Source organism: Mycobacterium paraseoulense (genome assembly GCF_010731655.1).
GTDB classification, from domain to species: domain Bacteria; phylum Actinomycetota; class Actinomycetes; order Mycobacteriales; family Mycobacteriaceae; genus Mycobacterium; species Mycobacterium paraseoulense.
The window spans coordinates 1,191,716-1,207,960 of record NZ_AP022619.1; the positions used below are offsets into that span (position 1 = coordinate 1,191,716).

Genomic DNA, 16,245 nt, shown 5'->3' on the forward strand with positions numbered 1-16,245 from the left:
CTCCTTCAATCTCCATAAGTAGGATATCACCTCGGTGGAGTTATCTCTCTGAGAAGTCGAGCCTGAATCAATTCATCTACAGGGACGGGCTTTTTTGTCGATGTATCAAGGACAATCCACTGTTCGCCACCGCCCGGCTGACCGAATGCTTCCTTGGCTGGGCCGTGTTGGACAACCCAATCTTTGCCCGGAGGTATTTCTCGACCCGTACCTTCGAATGTATGGTACTGCGTGGCCAATCCAGGCGGAGTCGCACGCTCTGCTAACGGGACTCCCTCGGGCGACAAGAACCCGCCAGCGTTTGAGCCCAGGCGGTCGAGGCGGATTTCAGTCGGAATACAATTGCCAATTGAGGGTTCTCCCGCGAACCCGTTCCGAGGCGCTTGACCCTCCCAGTCCCACCAAGGCTCACCATTTGGGCCCTGAATTGTGAATTCGTCTTTAAATTCTTCTAGGCTTCGGCCAGCTAGCGGTTCGTAGCCATCCAACAACCCGTGCGGGACGCCCCCGCTTAAAAGTCGTTCGATCTCGGCGCCGGGACGCTCGAGCAAGCGCAATGCGTCCGCCGCGGGCAGTGAGTAGTCGACGCCCGGAATCTTCTCGGGAACCGGTGTCCCGGGTGAACCGCTGACATCCGTCCCCCCAGGTGGTTCATCACCGGCGCCATCGCCCTCGTGAGAGGTCCTGTCCCGGCCTTCGGAGCTGTCGTCGGGAAAGCGCGACTCATCTTGACCGTTACCCAAATGCCGACCGCCACCGTCCGGTGGCTGTCCGTCTGGCTTACCGCCTGCCGGATCGCCGTCGCCGGGACCGCTAGGTTGTCCGCCATGCGGCGGCTGTCCGTCTGGCCCACCTTCGCCAGGACCGTGCCACGCGCGACCCGGCGCTGGCATCTCCGCCGGGCGGCCAATGGCGGTGAAATGGGGCGTAGACATCGGGGGTGCGACAGCAGGCGCCGGCCTTGGCGTGCTCGCGCCGACCGGCGCGGCCTCGACCGGCAATCCGCTCGGCGCTACTGGCGCACGCGCCGGCGAATGTTCGGCTAATTGCGCCACGCTCGCTGGCACTCGATCGCCCACTGCGGCGGGGACGGCTGCCGGGGCTGACCCGGGTGCCGTGGCCGGTATCGGTTCCCGCGGATCACCCGCGTACGCGGGCAACGATTCATGGGGGCGACCCGAAGGCACCGACACGGGGTCGTGGGGACTCCCAGCGGGAACCGATCCCGGATCATGCGGACCACCACCCGAAGGCGCAGCAGCAGGTGCGGGAGCCTCCCCCGGCGCGGCCAACGCATCGTGGGGGCCGCCACCTGGGGACGCTGACGCCGGCGCCGGAGCGGGCGCGGGCTCACCGGGCCGGTCCGGAACACCACCCGCCGGCGCCGGTGCTGCTGGTGGAGCCGCTGCGGGATCGTGTGGTGCACCCCCCGCCGGCCCGGGCGCAGGCTCATGCGGACCGCTCCCGGCCCCAGATCCCGGAGCCTCCGGGGACGTTGGCCCCGCAGCGGCGGGCCGATCATGCGGCGCACCCGGTGCGGCGTCGGGCGGGTGCGGCGTCGCCTCGACGGGCGCGTCGAGCGGCTTGCCGGATGGCAGACCGACAGGAGTACCGCCAGCGGGCGGAGCTTTGATTTCCGGCAGATCACGGGTGGCGCCTTCGAGGTTCTTGGTCACGTCGCCGCCGGCCTTGGTGATGTCGGTCAGCGCGCCGCGCGCTCCCGCTGCGCCTTCCCCACCGGCACGCCCGGCAGCGCCACCCGCGGCCTCCACCTCTTCCCCTGCGCCACGTGCAGCGGCTCCCGCACCATCGGCCGCCGCACCTGCCTCACCGAGGCCCGGGGCGATCAGCGTGGCGCCGTCGAATGCGACTTCACCGGCGCCCAATCCCGGGCGAGCCGTGCTCCAATCCTTGGCATGCACAAGGCCTTTCAGCTCCTGCAGCCTCGCTTCTGAGAATTCTTTGGGATTGACCGCGGCATTGATCAGACTTTCTTTCCAGGCGTTTTTCACCAAGCCCGTCCAGGTGGCGGCTGCACCGTGGGGATCGGCAGCGATCCAGTGCGGGCTCAGGTCGACGAGGCCCAGCCCCACGCCAACCGCACCTTTGAGGACACCCTCATACCCGTTGATCCAGGTGTCGGCGACGGTCGCGACGGGGTTACCGACGTTCTCTCCCAGGAATCGGACGAGCCCGCGGCGCGCGTACTTCTCGCATGCGACGACCGCGCGATCGGCCGCTTGCACGAGGAACTTGATCGCATCCTCGCAGGCCCTGGCTTCCTGCCCAAGGTGCTGCAGCACCGCGTTGATGTCCTTGACGATCTGTTTGATCTCATCCCACGCGTCACCGTCGATGAGGAGCATGACGTCGTGACCGAGGTCGCCAAGGGACTCGATCCGACTCAACAGATCCCGGATCGCCGTTTGGGCGTGGTCCACCCTGTTCGCGAACGTGTCGACGGTGTCGGCCAGTGAGCCGCACAGCTCGCCGATGGTCGCCGTCGACGAGCCGATTTCCTTCAAAGCGTTGTCGATGTTCTCGCCTTCAGGAATGTGTTGGCTGTCGAACAGCGTCTTCGATGCGTCGAGAGTTCCCTTCACACCGTGAGCCGCGGCCCCGAAGGCACGCCAACGAGATGCAGCTGCACGCAGACCCGCCACATCACCATCGGGCCATGCCTCGAGGACGAACGACTGCACGAGCGACCACAGCGGTGGGGGCGGCTGGCCGGGCCCCCACGTCCCGGGCGGCCCCGGCGCGGCAAGCTCGGCCGGTGGGGACGGTGGCTCTAAAGCTCCGCTTCCGCCGCCCAGCGTCGAAGCCGCCTCGACGTGGGAGTAGTTCGACGCGCCTTGCTGGATGACGGCCCCGCTTGTGCGGCAAGCGTTGACGGCGGCAGCGGCCGCCTTCAGCACCGACTCGGCCTTCTCCTGATACGTCAAGCCGAACACTTCGCCCGCCCGGTCAACACCGGTGTGCGCGGAAAAGCCGGCCGTCAATATCGACAGATTCGCCGCCAAACCCTCGCCGGCGGCCTGCACCGCGCTACCCGCAGCGAACATCGCCTCGGGATCGACAGCCAACGGAGCCACGCGCGAAATTCTCGTCGAGACCGCACGCAGAAGCTATTCACCCAATGATGGCCTTGCCCAAGCTAGCCGCGGCCACGAAGCAGGCACAACTCATTCATCCACAGCCCGCGCGGCCAACGTGATGGGGTGCCGTCCCGCCGACACCGCCAGGGTCGGTTCGGCCGGCTGACCGTCGAGGTGCACGCTGAACCCGGCGGGCAATGCACTCAGCGTGATCCGTGCGGCGGTGTCGGTGGCCACGGCGATCGTCGACTTCGGTAACGCGCCCAGCCCGGCGCGCTGAACATCCACCGTGACCCCGGCGACGCCGGTCAGCCGCAACGTCAGGTAGGGCAGCGGACCCACCGGCGTCCCCACCCGCCAGTCCAGTTCGCTGTACACGCCCGGGGTCGGGTCGAAGTTCAGCAGGAACCCGCGATGATGCCGAACGGTGTGCGTCGGGTCCGGGCGCGCATACGAACGCGCGTCGACCTCGGCGATCGCCCCGCGTCGCGCCGTCACGGCCGCGTCCGCGGTCAGGCCCGACAACCACCACACCTGATGCGGCCCGATACCCAGGTCGTCGCGCACCAGCTGCGGGTGCCACGCGAACGTGATGTGTCCCGGATCTGCCTGCCTCAGGCCGGTTTCCATGTGGGCGATCGGGTCTTCGAACTTGTCCTGCAGCACCCAGGCGATGTGATCCTCGAACGGATACACGGTGAAGCGGTGCCGGTAGCCCAACCGGTCGAGTTCGAGCACCTGCTCGGCGGCCGACGCGAAGGGCACCAGTTCGTCGACCAGCCCGTGCGCGATGACGTAGGGCAGCCAGCGCGCGTTCACCAACAGCTTCCACGTGTCGCCCTCGCGGGCACAGGGCGAGTCCGGGTCGAGGTCGGCAGGGATATCGATGTCGGGAAGCAGCCGCACCCCGCACGTCGGCGGACCGGCCAGCACGACCGCCTGCGAAAACACCTGCGGGTAGGTCAATCCCAGCTTGTAGGCCGCATAGCCGCCCATCGAGTAACCCGAGATCACGGTGCGGTTGGGGTCGGTGCCCAGTTGCTCGGCGACGCGCGCCCACACTTCCCACACGTCGAGTTCTCCGGTGTCGAAGTACCACGTCGACGGTCCGCGGGCCAGCGGCGTGATCACCACCGAGTCGCGGCCCTCGCACACTTGGTGCAGCAGACGCGGGTCGATCGCGGCGAACTGGTTCTGCCCCAGGGCAAGCGAATGCAGCAGCAGGGTCAACGGCAGCGGCCGGCCCGGCTTGAAACTCGATGGCAGACACACCGAATACGGCTGCACCCGACCGAGGAACTGCGGCTTGGTGCTCAAGATATCGTCGGCGGCCCACCCTCGTTCCAAGCCCTGGCCCAGCTCGACGGAGGACACGTACCACCGCGTCGACGGTCCGGTGATCACCGGCTCGGGAGAGGTCTCGTCGGCCGCCAGCCGAGCCCATTCCACCGTCACGGCGAACTTCGACACGTCGCCGGCGGTCAGGGCCGCGGCCTGGGCGGAATCCGACCAGAAGTTCAGGTGGGGCGGCTCCTGCTCGTTGGCGCGGAAGGCGACGTTGTAGACGTTGGGCTGCCCGGGTAGCGCGCCGTGCTCGGCGGGCACGTCGGCGAACCCGTCCCCCGCCGGGTTGGCCAGTCCCGCTGCCAGCCGCACCGTCCAGGCGCCGGCCGGCTCCAGCACAGCCCGCGGCACCTGGGCCAGAAACGTTCGCGATCCCATGTCGACGCTGTGCTGTACCGGCGTCGTGGATCCGGTCATCAGGTCGATCAGCGCGGCGCCACTGCCCGAAATCAGCAGAGCCATGTCGATTCCGATCGAACGCACCCCGGCCCCGGCGGGCCACTGCTCCGGCGCGGTGCGGACGGGGTCGGTGTCGAGGGTGAACAGCGCGATGGGGATCGACGCGTCCAGCAAGGTGTTCCAGTCGATCCGCCACCACGTGTGGGTGGCGGTGAGCCCGATCGCGGCACGGAAGATGTCGGCGCCGTTGCGCGCCGCCGGGCCGTCGGGATAGATGTAGGTGCCGCGCGGGGGCACCTGCACTTTCAGGTCGCCGATCGGCAGGCCCGTTGCGCCGTGGTCGTCATACAGGAAGTCGGTCCAAAACAGGGCCCCGCCCGCCATGCGGCCTGCGCCACAGGTGCGTGGAAACTCCTCGCCGAACGGCCATCCCGACGGCGCCGGGAGTTGCGGTTCGGGGCGCAAGGCCGCCGGCGGCACCCCCTCGGGCATCCCGTCGACGACGACGAGTTCGGCCGGTGGCGCGGGCGCCGTCGCGGCGGGATGCGTCAGCGTGTCGGCGATGTGGCGTGCGATGCGGATCGGAAGGAGAGTCAAATCCAGAAGTGACATCAAGGCCAAACGTACGCGCCGGTGAGCCCCGGATGCTATGCCACCGGCACCACGATCAGATCGTGCAGCCGGTTATTGACGGCCAGCGCGCCGTCCTCGGTCACGATGACGATGTCCTCGATGCGGGCGCCCCATCGGCCCGGGAAATAAATGCCCGGCTCGATGGAGAAGGCCATGCCCGCGGCCAACGGCAGGTCATTGCCCGCGACGATGTAAGGCTCCTCGTGAACGGACAGTCCGATGCCGTGGCCGGTGCGGTGCACGAAAGCCCCCGCAAGCCCCGCCTCCGCCAGCACGTCGCGCGCGGCCGCGTCGACCTGCTCGGCCGTCACGCCCGGACGCACCGCATCGACGGCCGCGCGCTGCGCCCGCTGCAGCACCGAATAGTGCTGTGCTACTTCTGGTTTCGGTTCACCGATGCTGTAGGTGCGGGTTGAGTCCGAGTGATACCCCGGCCCGTATGCGCCGCCGATGTCGACGACGACGATGTCACCGACTTGCAGTTCACGATCGGAGTACCCGTGGTGGGGATCGGCGCCGTGCGGCCCGGAGCCGACGATGACGAACGCCACCTCCGAATGACCCTCGGCGACAATCGCTTCCGCGATGTCGGCGGCCACGTCGGCCTCCGTCCGCCCGGGGACCAAGAACTCCGGTACGCGGGCATGGACGCGGTCAATGGCCGCACCGGCTTTGCGCAGGGCGTCGATCTCGCCTTCCTCCTTGACCATTCGCAGTGTGCGCATCACGTCGGTCGCCAGCACCGGCAGCACACCGAGCACACCGGCCAGCGGCAACAAGTGCAGCGCGGGCATGGAATCGGTTACGGCCGTCGCGGCCGGGGCGCCCCCCAACGCCGTCCCCACCAATTGGTACGGGTCATCACCGTCGACCCAATCCCGCACCGCCAAACCCAGTTCGGCAACCGCCGATTTCTTGAGTGAGGCCAGCTCCAGCCGCGGGATGACCACGGCCGGGTCGCCGGCCGCCGGCAAGACGAGCGCCGTGAACCGCTCGAGCGTCTGGGCGCGCGACCCGACGAGGTAGCGCAGGTCGTACCCCGGGGTGATCACCAGCCCCGACAGCCCCGCCTTGGCGGTCGCGGCGGCCGCCGCGGCCAACCGGCGGGCATACACCCCGGCGTCGAACCGATCGGATTCCATGGCAGCCAGGCTAACCGCGTGGCGACGGCGCTGGCAGGATAGCCGCATGTCCGCACCGCTAGTGCTGCTCGATGGGGCCAGCATGTGGTTCCGGTCGTATTTCGGGGTGCCGTCCTCGATCACCGCCCCCGACGGCCGGCCGGTCAACGCCGTGCGCGGGTTCATCGATTCGATGGCCGTGGTGATCAATCAGCACCGCCCCGGCCGGCTGGTCGTTTGCCTGGATCTGGATTGGCGGCCGCAGTTCCGCGTCGACCTCGTCCCGTCCTACAAGGCCCATCGCGTCGCGGAGCCAGAACCCGAGGGCGAACCGGACGTCGAAGCGGTCCCCGACGACCTGACGCCGCAGATCGACATGATCATGGAGCTGCTGGACGCCTTCGGGATCCCGACCGCGGGCGCCGATGGCTTCGAGGCCGACGACGTGCTCGGCACGCTGGCCGCCCGCGAACGGCGTGACCCGGTGGTGGTGGTCAGCGGAGACCGCGACCTGCTGCAGGTGGTGTCCGACGATCCGGTCCCGGTCCGCGTGCTCTACCTGGGCCGCGGGCTGACGAAAGCCACCCTGTTCGGGCCGGCCGAGGTAGCCGACCGTTACCGCCTGCCGGCACATCGGGCCGGACCGGCCTACGCCGAATTCGCCCTCATGCGCGGAGATCCGTCCGACGGACTGCCGGGCGTGCCGGGTGTCGGTGAGAAGACGGCGGCGACGCTGCTGGCCCAGCACGGCTCGCTCGACCAGATCCTGACGGCCGCCCAGGACCCGAAGTCGACGATGGCCAAGGGGCTGCGCTCGAAACTGCTGGGGGCGACCGACTACATCGAGGCCGCGGGGCGGGTGGTCCGGGTGGCCACCGACGCGCCCGTCAGCCTGTCGGCCCCGACCGACGCACTACCGCTGGCGGCCGAGGATCCGCAGCGCACCGCCAAGCTGGCGACGCGGCTGGGCGTCGGGTCGTCGATAGCCCGGTTGCAGAAGGCGCTCGACGCGCTGCCGGGATGACGACTACTGCGGGCGCCCGACTTCGTAGGTGCCCTTGTTGTCCTGGAAGGTCACCGTCACGTGCTTCGGCGCGCCGTCGATGCTGACGTCGCAGTCGAAAGTCGCTCCCTTCTTGACGGTCGGATTCTGGCCGTGGTTGCACTTGACGTTTTGGACGTTCTTGGCGCCGTAGCCGTTCGTCTCATCCGACAGCACCTGCTGCACGCCGGCCTGCGCCTTGTTCACGTCCAGCTTGGTGGTCACGAAGAAGCCGGGTTGCCAAAAGCCCAGGATCAGCACGACCGCGATCAGCAGGAAGGCGATCACGCCGCCCACCCCGAGGATCACCGCCGTGGACCGCTTCTTGGCCGGTTGCTGGTCGTAGGGCTGGTACTGCTGCGGGTATTGGCCCGGCTGCCCGTACTGGCCCGGCTGGCCATATTGCCCGGGCTGCCCGTACTGGCCCGGCTGCGCGTATTGCCCGGGCTGCCCGTACTGACCCGGCTGCGCGTATTGCCCGGGCTGCCCGTACTGACCCGGCTGGCCGTACTGGCCGGGCTGCCCGTAGCCGGGCTGCTGCGGGTATTGCTGCGGGTACGCCTGTTCGGCCGGCTGTTGGTACTGCGGGTAGTCGGCGGGCGGCGTGTACGCCGGGGCCTGCCACGTCGCCTCCTGGCCCGGCTGCTGCTGCCAGGGCGAACCGACCTGGGTCGGTTCGGAGGAATGATCGCTACCTTGGCCGGGCGGTTGCCACTGCTGGTCCGGTCCCTGCGGTCCGCTCATCGTTTCTCCTCAGCCCCTTATGTCTTGGCATGAACTATCGGCGTTGTGGTTGTTGGATCTACGGTAGCTTCGGCTCAGCCTACCCGGCGTCAACAGCGACGACGCCGCGCCGAACGTCATTGATGGCGCGCTTGGCCGTAGCCCGCAGCTCCGCGTCCGGGGCCGCGTTGCGGACCTGGTCCAACAGGTCCAGGACCTGGCGGCACCAACGCACGAAATCCCCCGCCAACAGGGGCGAGCCGGTGCCGACCGGGTCGACGGCCGCCAGCGCGGCGGCCAGGTCGCCGGTTTTCGCCCAGCGATAGATGACGTTGACGAACCCGTCGTCGGGTTCCCGGCTGAGCGCGATTCGATGCGTCTGCTCGTCTGCGCGCAGCGCGTACGACAGCCGCGATGTTTGCTGCAGCGCCTGACGTACTCGCTGGGTGGGCGCCTCGCCGGCGAACGCCGCCCGCGGGCCTTCACCGCCCCTTGTTTCGTACAGCACCGCCGAGACCACCGCCGCCAACTCGGGCGGCTGCAGATCGGCCCACGCGCCGGTGCGCAGGCATTCGGCAACCAGCAGGTCGCTCTCGCTGTAGATGCGGGCCAGCAGCCGGCCGTCGTCGGTGACATGGGGATCAGTGTCCGGGCCCTGGATGAAACCGCGCTCGGTGAGCAGGCCGACGATCCGGTCGAACGTCCGCGCCAGCGAATTGGTCGCGGCGGCAACCTTTTTCTCCAGTTGGGCGTTGTCGCGTTCGATGCGCAGGTAGCGCTCGGCCTGCCGGACCTGGGACTCCAGGCCGGGAGTGTTGTGCGACGGGTGCCGGCGCAGCTCGTCGCGCAAGGATTCCAGCTCAGGGTCGTGGAACGCGCCGTCGTGGTCGCCGCGGCCGCTGCGGCGTCTGGCCGGGATGGCGAGCCCGGCGGCCGCCGACCGCAGCGCCGACGCCAGGTCACGCCGGACCCGCGGCTGGCGGTGCTCGACCCGCTTGGGCAACGGCATCGAGCCGACCGGAGCGGACGCTCCCGAGTAGTCGGCCGTCGAAATCCGCCCCGCCCAGCGGTTTTCGGTGAGCACCAACGGCCGCGGGTCGTCGCCGTCGCGGGCCGATTCCAGCACCACCGCCAGCCCACCGCGCCGGCCGTGGGTGATGTTGATGATGTCGCCACGCCGCAGCGCGGCCAGCGCGTCGCTGGCCGCCTGCCGCCGCTGCAGCCGCGAGGCGCGCGACTGCGCGCGCTCCAGCTCGGAGATGCGTGCCCGCATCCGGGCGTAGTCGAGAATCGGCGCGTGCCGGCCGCCCAGCTCACCGGCGATCTCGGCGAGCATCTCCTTGCCGCGCTCGATACCGCGGACCAGGCCGACGACGGAGCGGTCGGCCTGATACTGGGCGAACGACTGCTCGAGCAGGCGATGCGCCTGCTCGGGCCCCATCTGTTGCACCAGGTTGATCGTCATGTTGTACGACGGGGCGAAGGAACTGCGCAGCGGGAAGGTGCGGGTGGAGGCCAGGCCCGCGACGGCGGCCGGTTCGGTGGTTTCTTCCGCGGGGTTCCACAGCACCACCGCGTGGCCCTCGACGTCGATGCCTCGCCTGCCGGCGCGCCCGGTCAGCTGCGTGTACTCCCCCGGCGTCAGCGGCATGTGCTGCTCGCCGTTGAACTTCACCAGCCTTTCGAGCACCACCGTCCGGGCGGGCATGTTGATGCCGAGCGCCAAGGTCTCGGTGGCGAACACCGCCTTGACCAGCCCGGCGGTGAACAGTTCCTCGACCGTGTGCCGGAACACGGGCAACATCCCGGCGTGGTGGGCCGCCAGGCCGCGTAGCAGCCCGTCGCGCCACTCGTAGTAGCCCAGCACCGCCAGGTCACCGTCGGCCAGATCGCCGCACCGGTGGTCGATCACCTCGGCGATCTGCGCCCGTTCCTCCTCGGTGGTCAGGCGAAGCGGCGAGCGCAGGCACTGCTGGACGGCGGCGTCGCAGCCGGCGCGGGAGAACACGAACGTGATCGCAGGCAGCAGCCCCTCGGAGTCCAGCGTCGCGATCACGTCCGGCCGCGCGGGCGGTCGGTAGAAGCGCGGCCGGCCGGGGGCGCCGCGGCCGGCACCACGCCTTCCCGGCTCGCGGCGGGGGCTTCGCCAGTCCGACATCCGGTCCGCCTCACGGCGGTGCGCGATGTGGCGCACCAGATCCGGGCTGACACGCGACTCGCGGCCGGCGCCCGCCTGCTCGCCGGCGTCGGAGTTCCGATAGTCGAACAGGTCGAAGAGCCGCTTGCCCACCAACACGTGCTGCCACAACGGCACCGGGCGGTGCTCGTCGACCACCACCGTCGTATCGCCCCGCACCGTCTGGATCCACCCACCGAATTCCTCGGCGTTGCTCACCGTCGCGGACAGGCTGACCACCCGCACCTCGTCGGGCAGGTGCAGGATCACTTCCTCCCATACCGGGCCGCGCATCCGGTCGGCCAGGAAATGCACCTCGTCCATCACCACGTGGGAAAGCCCTTGCAGCGCAGGTGAATCCGCGTAGAGCATGTTGCGCAGCACCTCGGTGGTCATCACCACCACGGGAGCGTCGGCATTCACCGACATGTCACCGGTCAGCAGGCCGATCCGGTCGCGACCGTAGCGCGCGGTCAGGTCGGTGTGCTTCTGGTTGCTCAGTGCCTTCAGCGGCGTGGTGTAGAAGCACTTGCCCCCGGCGGCCAGCGCCAGATGCACGGCGAATTCACCCACCACCGTCTTGCCGGCGCCGGTCGGCGCACACACCAGCACACCGTGCCCTCGTTCCAGCGCCGCGCACGCCCGCTGCTGGAAGCCGTCCAGCGCGAAAGGCAATTCCGCGGTGAAGCGAGTCAGCTCGACGAGCTCTGCCACATCCTTCGGCACCGACGGCTCAGGTGACATCGTCATGCTGGCCGGCGGTGAACGACGGCTCCGGGACCGACTCATGTACGGGTGCGGGCCGCTCGATGACCGATGCCTGGTCGTCGGGGATAACGGCCTGGGCTTCGCGTTTGGCCTTGCGCCGGTCGTGCAGGCGCGCGATCTGGATGGCGAACTCGAGGAGCACCGAGAGCGCCAGACCCAGCGCGGTCATCGAAAACGGATCGGAACCGGGGGTGAAGACGGCCGCGAACACGAACATCGCGAAAATCAGGCCACGCCGCCAGGACTTGAGCCGCTCGTAGGGCAGCACACCCGTCATGTTGAGCATGACGATCAGCAACGGGAACTCGAAGCTGACCCCGAACACCACCAGCAGGTTGATCAGGAACCCGAAGTACCGGTCCCCGGACAGCGCGGTCACCTGCACGTCGCTGCCCACGGTCAGCAGGAAGCCCAGCGCCTTGGCCAGCACGAAGTAAGCCAGCACCGCGCCCGTGACGAACAGCACCGCCGCGGGCACGACGAATCCGACCGCGAAGCGCCGCTCCTTCTGGTACAGCCCCGGCGTGATGAACGCCCACAGCTCGTAGAACCACACCGGGCAGGCCAGCACGACCCCGGCCGTCAGCCCGACCTTGAGCCGCAACATGAACTGGTCGAACGGCGCCGTGGCCAGCAGCCGGCATTGACCGTCGGCGCTGATGCTGGCGCGCGCGGATTGGGGTAGCGAACAGTAGGGATGGCGCAGCCACTCGCCGAGGCTTTCCAGGCCGAAGATCGAATGCGAGTACCAGACGAACCCGAAAATCGTGGTCACCAGGACGGCGGCCAGCGACAGCAGCAACCGGGTGCGCAGCTCGGTCAGGTGGTCGACGAGCGACATCGTCGCGTCGGGATTGGTGCGACTGCGCCGGTTACGCGGGTTGAGGCGCCTCAGCACGCCGGCAGTGCGCGCTGAAACCTTGAGAAATTTCACGACGCTCGTTCAGTGGCGTTCGGGCACCGCGACAATGATGACCGGCTACGCCGGGCGAGCTTCGGAGTGCCCCTGCTCGGGCGCCGTCGCCGGGGCGTCGACCCGCTGCGACTGCACGGGAGTGGGGTTCGCGGCGGGAGGCGCGCTGTTGGCGTCCAGCGCCGACGGCTCCGCTTTGTTCTCGCTCTGCATTTCGCGCAGCTCGGACTTGAAGATGCGCATCGACTTGCCCAACGAACGTGCTGCATCGGGGAGCTTCTTGGCACCAAAAAGCAGGATCACCACCACCGCGAGGATCGCCCAGTGCCACGGACTAAGACTGCCCACTTTGATTACCTCCAGACGTCTACCCGATGCTACCGCAGCGCGGCGATACACCGGGCCGCCCGCGCCGTGGCCTACGGGGCAAGCGCCTGATAGGACTCACACGCCGCCGCGGCGGCATCCCGTACACGTCGTGCCAGCGACTCCGGTTCAAGCACCCGCACGGCCGACCCGAAGCCCAGCACCAGGCGCGTCATCCAGTCCTCGGAGGCGTAGGTCATCACCGCTTCACAGGATCCGTCCGCCAGCTCCCGCACCTCGCGCATCGGGTAGTACTCGAACATCCACGACGCCGAGGGCGCGACCAGGAGCTTGGCCGACGGCAGTGCCGGGTCGCCGTCGAACAGCGACGTATCCGGCGGTGCCTGCATGGCCAGTTCGGGCGGGGCCGCCGGCTCACCCAACTCGGTGCCGTCGACGATCCGGTCGAAGCGGAACAGCCGCACCCCTTCGGCCTCGCGCGACCAGGCCTCCAGGTAGCTGTGTCCGCCGATCAGCAGCACCCGGATGGGGTCGACGATCCGGCTGGTCAGGGTGTCATGCGACGCGGAGTAATAGTCGATGGCCAGGGCGCGTCTGTACTGCACCGCAGTGCGCACCGCGGCCGCGGCGCGGGTCTCCGCGGGCGCTTGCTCATCGACGGCCGCCGCCGAGCCGGTGGCGTCGTTCCCCACCTCGCCCGCCGCCGCCTCGATCTTGGCGATCGCGCTGCGCGCCGCTTCCGGATCGACGACACCGGGAATGTCGGCGAGCGCGCGCAGGGCCACGAGCAGACCGGTGGCCTCCGGCGACGTGAGCTTGAGCGGCCGGTCGATGCCGGCGGAAAACGTCACCTCGATGGTGTCGCCGGCAAACTGGAAGTCGATCAGATCGCCCGGGAAGTAACCGGGCAAGCCGCACATCCACAGCTGGTTGAGGTCCTCTTCCAGCTGCTTGGCGGACACCCCGAGGTCGGCGGCCGCCTTGGCCCGGGTGACCCGCGGGTTGGCCTGGAAGTACGGCACCATGTTGAGCAGCCGGATCAGGCGGGTGGATACGGCAGTCATGCCAGCTCCCCCCGTTCGGCGTGGGCGCGCAGCCGCGTCAGCACGTCCTCGCGCAGTGCCTGCGGCTCGAGCACGACGGCGTCGGCGCCGTGGCCGGCGATGTCGCGCGCCAGCCGGTCGCTGGAGCCGATGTCGAGTTCGATCACCTCGCCGTCCCGGCCGCCCAGCTGCCGCGCGCCGGTGGTCCTTCCGGCACGCCGCAGCGCGGTGGCCCGCCCCTCGGCGACCCACACGCGCGCCTGCCCGCCGGTGGGGGTCTCGGCAACCGTGCGGGCCACGATCTGGCGCAGGTCGACATCCTCGGGCACCACCACCACCCCGGGCGGGCCGATCGGCTTGACCTCGGCGCCGATCCGCGAGAGCCGGAAGGTGCGGGTGGCGTCGCGGTCGCGGTCGTGGCCCACGAGATACCAGCGTCCCTTCTGGGTGACGACGCCCCACGGCTCCACCGTGCGCATGCTGTAGGGCTCGGCCCGCGACGGGCGGTGCAGGAACTGCACCGCCTGTCGGGAATCGATGGCGGACAACAGGATTCCGAGAACCTCTTCCGACCCGCGCAGGCCGGGCACGCCGGCCGGCGAGGCGATGGCCACCGGGGCGTCGGGATCGACGTCCACCCCGGCGGCGCGCAGTTTGAGCAGGGCGCCCTGGGTCGCGGTGATGAGTTCGGGCGATTCCCACAGCTGCGTCGCGACCGCGACCGCGGCCGCCTCGTCGGAAGTGAGCTCCACGGCCGGCAGCGAATAGGCGTCGCGGTTGATTCGGTAACCCTCGGTGGGATCAAACGCCGACGCCCGGCCGACTTCGAGCGGAATGCCCAGATCGCGCAGCTCGTTCTTGTCGCGCTCGAACATGCGGGAGAACGCCTCGGCGCTGGGGCTGTCGGCGTAACCGGCCACGCTGGACCTGATCTTCTCCGCGCTGATGTAGCCGCGCGTGGACAGCAGGGCGATGACGAGATTGACCAACCGCTCGACTTTGGAGGTCGCCATTCACACCAGGTTATAGCCGGGGCCCGCTCCGCGCCTGCACCGGTTCGCGCGTCGCAGCATTCACAACGGCCACATCGGTCACGAGTCGACGGGCGGTACCGCCTCGGCGAAGTTGATAGCGCCCGCGCTATCACATTTCCGCGGGAACATGGCCTACCGGCGAGGCTGGTGTGACTGATGCGGCCGACGACGAGCGGGGCGAGCTACATGCTGGCGATCAGCCGCTTGACCCGCTCGTCCACCGCGCGGAAGGGGTCTTTGCACAGCACGGTGCGCTGGGCCTGGTCGTTGAGCTTGAGGTGGACCCAGTCCACGGTGAAGTCGCGACCCGCGGCCTGGGCGGCGCTGATGAACTCACCGCGCAGCCGGGCGCGGGTGGTCTGCGGCGGGGTGTCGACCGCCTCGGCGATCTCCTCGTCGGTGGTGACACGTGCCGCAAGGCCCTTGCGCTGCAGCAGGTCGAACACGCCGCGCCCGCGCTTGATGTCGTGGTACGCCAGGTCCAGCTGGGCGATCTTCGGGTCGGACAGCTCCATGTTGTAGCGGTCCTGGTAGCGCTGGAACAGCTTGCGCTTGATCACCCAGTCGATCTCGGTGTCGACCTTGGCGAAGTCCTGGCTCTCGACGGCGTCGAGCTGACGCCCCCAGAGGTCGACCACCTGCTCGATCTGGGCGTTGGGTTCCCGGGTCTGCAGGTGTTCGACGGCGCGGGTGTAGTACTCGCGCTGAATGTCCAGCGCGCTGGCCTGTCGGCCGCCGGCGAGCCGGACGGGCCGCCGGCCGGTGATGTCGTGGCTGACCTCGCGGATGGCCCGGATAGGGTTGTCCAGGGAGAAGTCGCGGAAGGGAACCCCGGCCTCGATCATCTCCAGGACAAGTGCCGCGGTGCCCACCTTGAGCATGGTGGTGGTCTCGCACATGTTGGAGTCGCCGACGATCACGTGCAGCCGCCGGTACTTCTCGGCGTCGGCGTGCGGCTCGTCGCGGGTGTTGATGATCGGCCGGCTGCGGGTGGTCGCCGACGAGACGCCTTCCCAGATGTGCTCGGCACGTTGCGACAGGCAGAACGTCGCCGCCTTGGGGGTCTGCAGCACCTTGCCCGCCCCGCAGATCAGCTGGCGGGTGACCAGGAACGGCAGCAGCACGTCGGAGATCCGGGAGAACTCACCGGCGCGCACGATCAGGTAGTTCTCGTGGCAGCCGTAGGAGTTGCCCGCCGAATCGGTGTTGTTCTTGAACAGGTAGATGTCGCCGCCGATGCCCTCGTCGGCGAGCCGCTGTTCGGCGTCGATGAGCAGGTCTTCCAGCACCCATTCGCCGGCGCGGTCGTGGGTGACCAGCTGCACCAGGTTGTCGCACTCGGCCGTCGCGTACTCGGGGTGGCTGCCCACGTCGAGGTAGAGGCGGGCGCCGTTACGCAGGAAAACGTTGGAGCTGCGCCCCCAGGACACGACGCGCCGGAAGAGATAACGGGCTACCTCGTCCGGAGACAGGCGCCGATGGCCGTGGAAGGTGCAGGTGACACCGAACTCGGTCTCGATGCCCATAATTCGCCGCTGCACGTAATCGAGGGTACTGGTTCTGCGACCGGGACGGTGCGGAAGCCGCGCCTACGGCTCCCGACGAGTTTCGCGGCGCCGCGTCT

Annotated in this window: 11 protein-coding genes; 1 reads left to right on the plus strand and 10 read right to left on the minus strand. The window is 68.9% G+C overall.

Going from position 1 to position 16,245, the window contains the following annotated elements; translation table 11 throughout:
- Positions 1–26 precede the first annotated feature (26 nt).
- The 3 genes from G6N51_RS05225 to G6N51_RS05235 all read right to left on the minus strand — a co-directional run bounded on the left by G6N51_RS05225 (position 27) and on the right by G6N51_RS05235 (position 6,616).
- On the minus strand, positions 27–3,095 hold the full coding sequence (locus G6N51_RS05225) for a TNT domain-containing protein (protein WP_083172691.1): 3,069 nt from the start codon (positions 3,093–3,095) through the stop codon (positions 27–29).
- Positions 3,096–3,185: 90 nt separating this feature from the next.
- Complete coding sequence (locus G6N51_RS05230) at positions 3,186–5,453, minus strand: alpha/beta hydrolase-fold protein (RefSeq protein WP_083172692.1); 2,268 nt, start codon at positions 5,451–5,453, stop codon at positions 3,186–3,188.
- A gap of 35 nt (positions 5,454–5,488) precedes the next feature.
- Positions 5,489–6,616, minus strand: a complete 1,128-nt coding sequence (locus G6N51_RS05235) for a M24 family metallopeptidase (RefSeq protein WP_083172693.1) — start codon at positions 6,614–6,616, stop codon at positions 5,489–5,491.
- A gap of 46 nt (positions 6,617–6,662) precedes the next feature.
- Between G6N51_RS05235 and G6N51_RS05240 the strand changes: the two genes are divergently transcribed.
- Entirely contained in the window at positions 6,663–7,619 is a 957-nt protein-coding gene (locus G6N51_RS05240) for a 5'-3' exonuclease (RefSeq protein ID WP_083172754.1), read from the plus strand.
- A 3-nt stretch (positions 7,620–7,622) separates the two neighbouring features.
- Here the strand turns inward: G6N51_RS05240 and G6N51_RS05245 are convergent, their stop codons facing one another.
- The 7 genes from G6N51_RS05245 to pafA form a co-directional block, all read right to left on the minus strand.
- Positions 7,623–8,381: a DUF4333 domain-containing protein gene (locus G6N51_RS05245; RefSeq protein WP_083172694.1), complete on the minus strand. Its 759-nt coding sequence runs from the start codon at positions 8,379–8,381 to the stop codon at positions 7,623–7,625.
- Between the two features lie 79 nt (positions 8,382–8,460).
- Positions 8,461–11,250 (minus strand): DEAD/DEAH box helicase, encoded by a 2,790-nt coding sequence (locus G6N51_RS05250; protein WP_083172756.1) that lies wholly within the window; start codon positions 11,248–11,250, stop codon positions 8,461–8,463.
- Between the two features lie 19 nt (positions 11,251–11,269).
- Positions 11,270–12,238: a twin-arginine translocase subunit TatC gene (gene tatC, locus G6N51_RS05255; RefSeq protein WP_142275014.1), complete on the minus strand. Its 969-nt coding sequence runs from the start codon at positions 12,236–12,238 to the stop codon at positions 11,270–11,272.
- 45 nt (positions 12,239–12,283) lie between these two features.
- On the minus strand, positions 12,284–12,565 hold the full coding sequence (tatA, locus tag G6N51_RS05260) for a Sec-independent protein translocase subunit TatA (RefSeq protein WP_083172695.1): 282 nt from the start codon (positions 12,563–12,565) through the stop codon (positions 12,284–12,286).
- 71 nt (positions 12,566–12,636) lie between these two features.
- Positions 12,637–13,608, minus strand: a complete 972-nt coding sequence (locus G6N51_RS05265) for a helix-turn-helix transcriptional regulator (protein WP_083172696.1) — start codon at positions 13,606–13,608, stop codon at positions 12,637–12,639.
- A complete protein-coding gene (locus tag G6N51_RS05270) occupies positions 13,605–14,600 on the minus strand; it encodes a helix-turn-helix transcriptional regulator (protein WP_083172697.1) in 996 nt (331 codons plus the stop codon). Before G6N51_RS05270 ends, G6N51_RS05265 begins: the two co-directional genes overlap by 4 nt.
- Before the next feature lie 203 nt (positions 14,601–14,803).
- Positions 14,804–16,162 (minus strand): Pup--protein ligase, encoded by a 1,359-nt coding sequence (gene pafA, locus G6N51_RS05275; RefSeq protein WP_142275015.1) that lies wholly within the window; start codon positions 16,160–16,162, stop codon positions 14,804–14,806.
- Positions 16,163–16,245 lie beyond the last annotated feature (83 nt).

Excerpts from the sequence above, each read along its gene's own strand:
- G6N51_RS05245 (WP_083172694.1), bottom strand. The coding sequence starts at position 8,381 with ATGAGCGGACCGCAGGGACCGGACCAGCAGTGGCAACCGCCCGGCCAA.
- G6N51_RS05265 (WP_083172696.1), bottom strand. The coding sequence starts at position 13,608 with ATGACTGCCGTATCCACCCGCCTGATCCGGCTGCTCAACATGGTGCCG.
- G6N51_RS05240 (WP_083172754.1), top strand. The coding sequence starts at position 6,663 with ATGTCCGCACCGCTAGTGCTGCTCGATGGGGCCAGCATGTGGTTCCGG.
- G6N51_RS05230 (WP_083172692.1), bottom strand. The coding sequence starts at position 5,453 with ATGTCACTTCTGGATTTGACTCTCCTTCCGATCCGCATCGCACGCCAC.
- G6N51_RS05235 (WP_083172693.1), bottom strand. The coding sequence starts at position 6,616 with ATGGAATCCGATCGGTTCGACGCCGGGGTGTATGCCCGCCGGTTGGCC.
- G6N51_RS05270 (WP_083172697.1), bottom strand. The coding sequence starts at position 14,600 with ATGGCGACCTCCAAAGTCGAGCGGTTGGTCAATCTCGTCATCGCCCTG.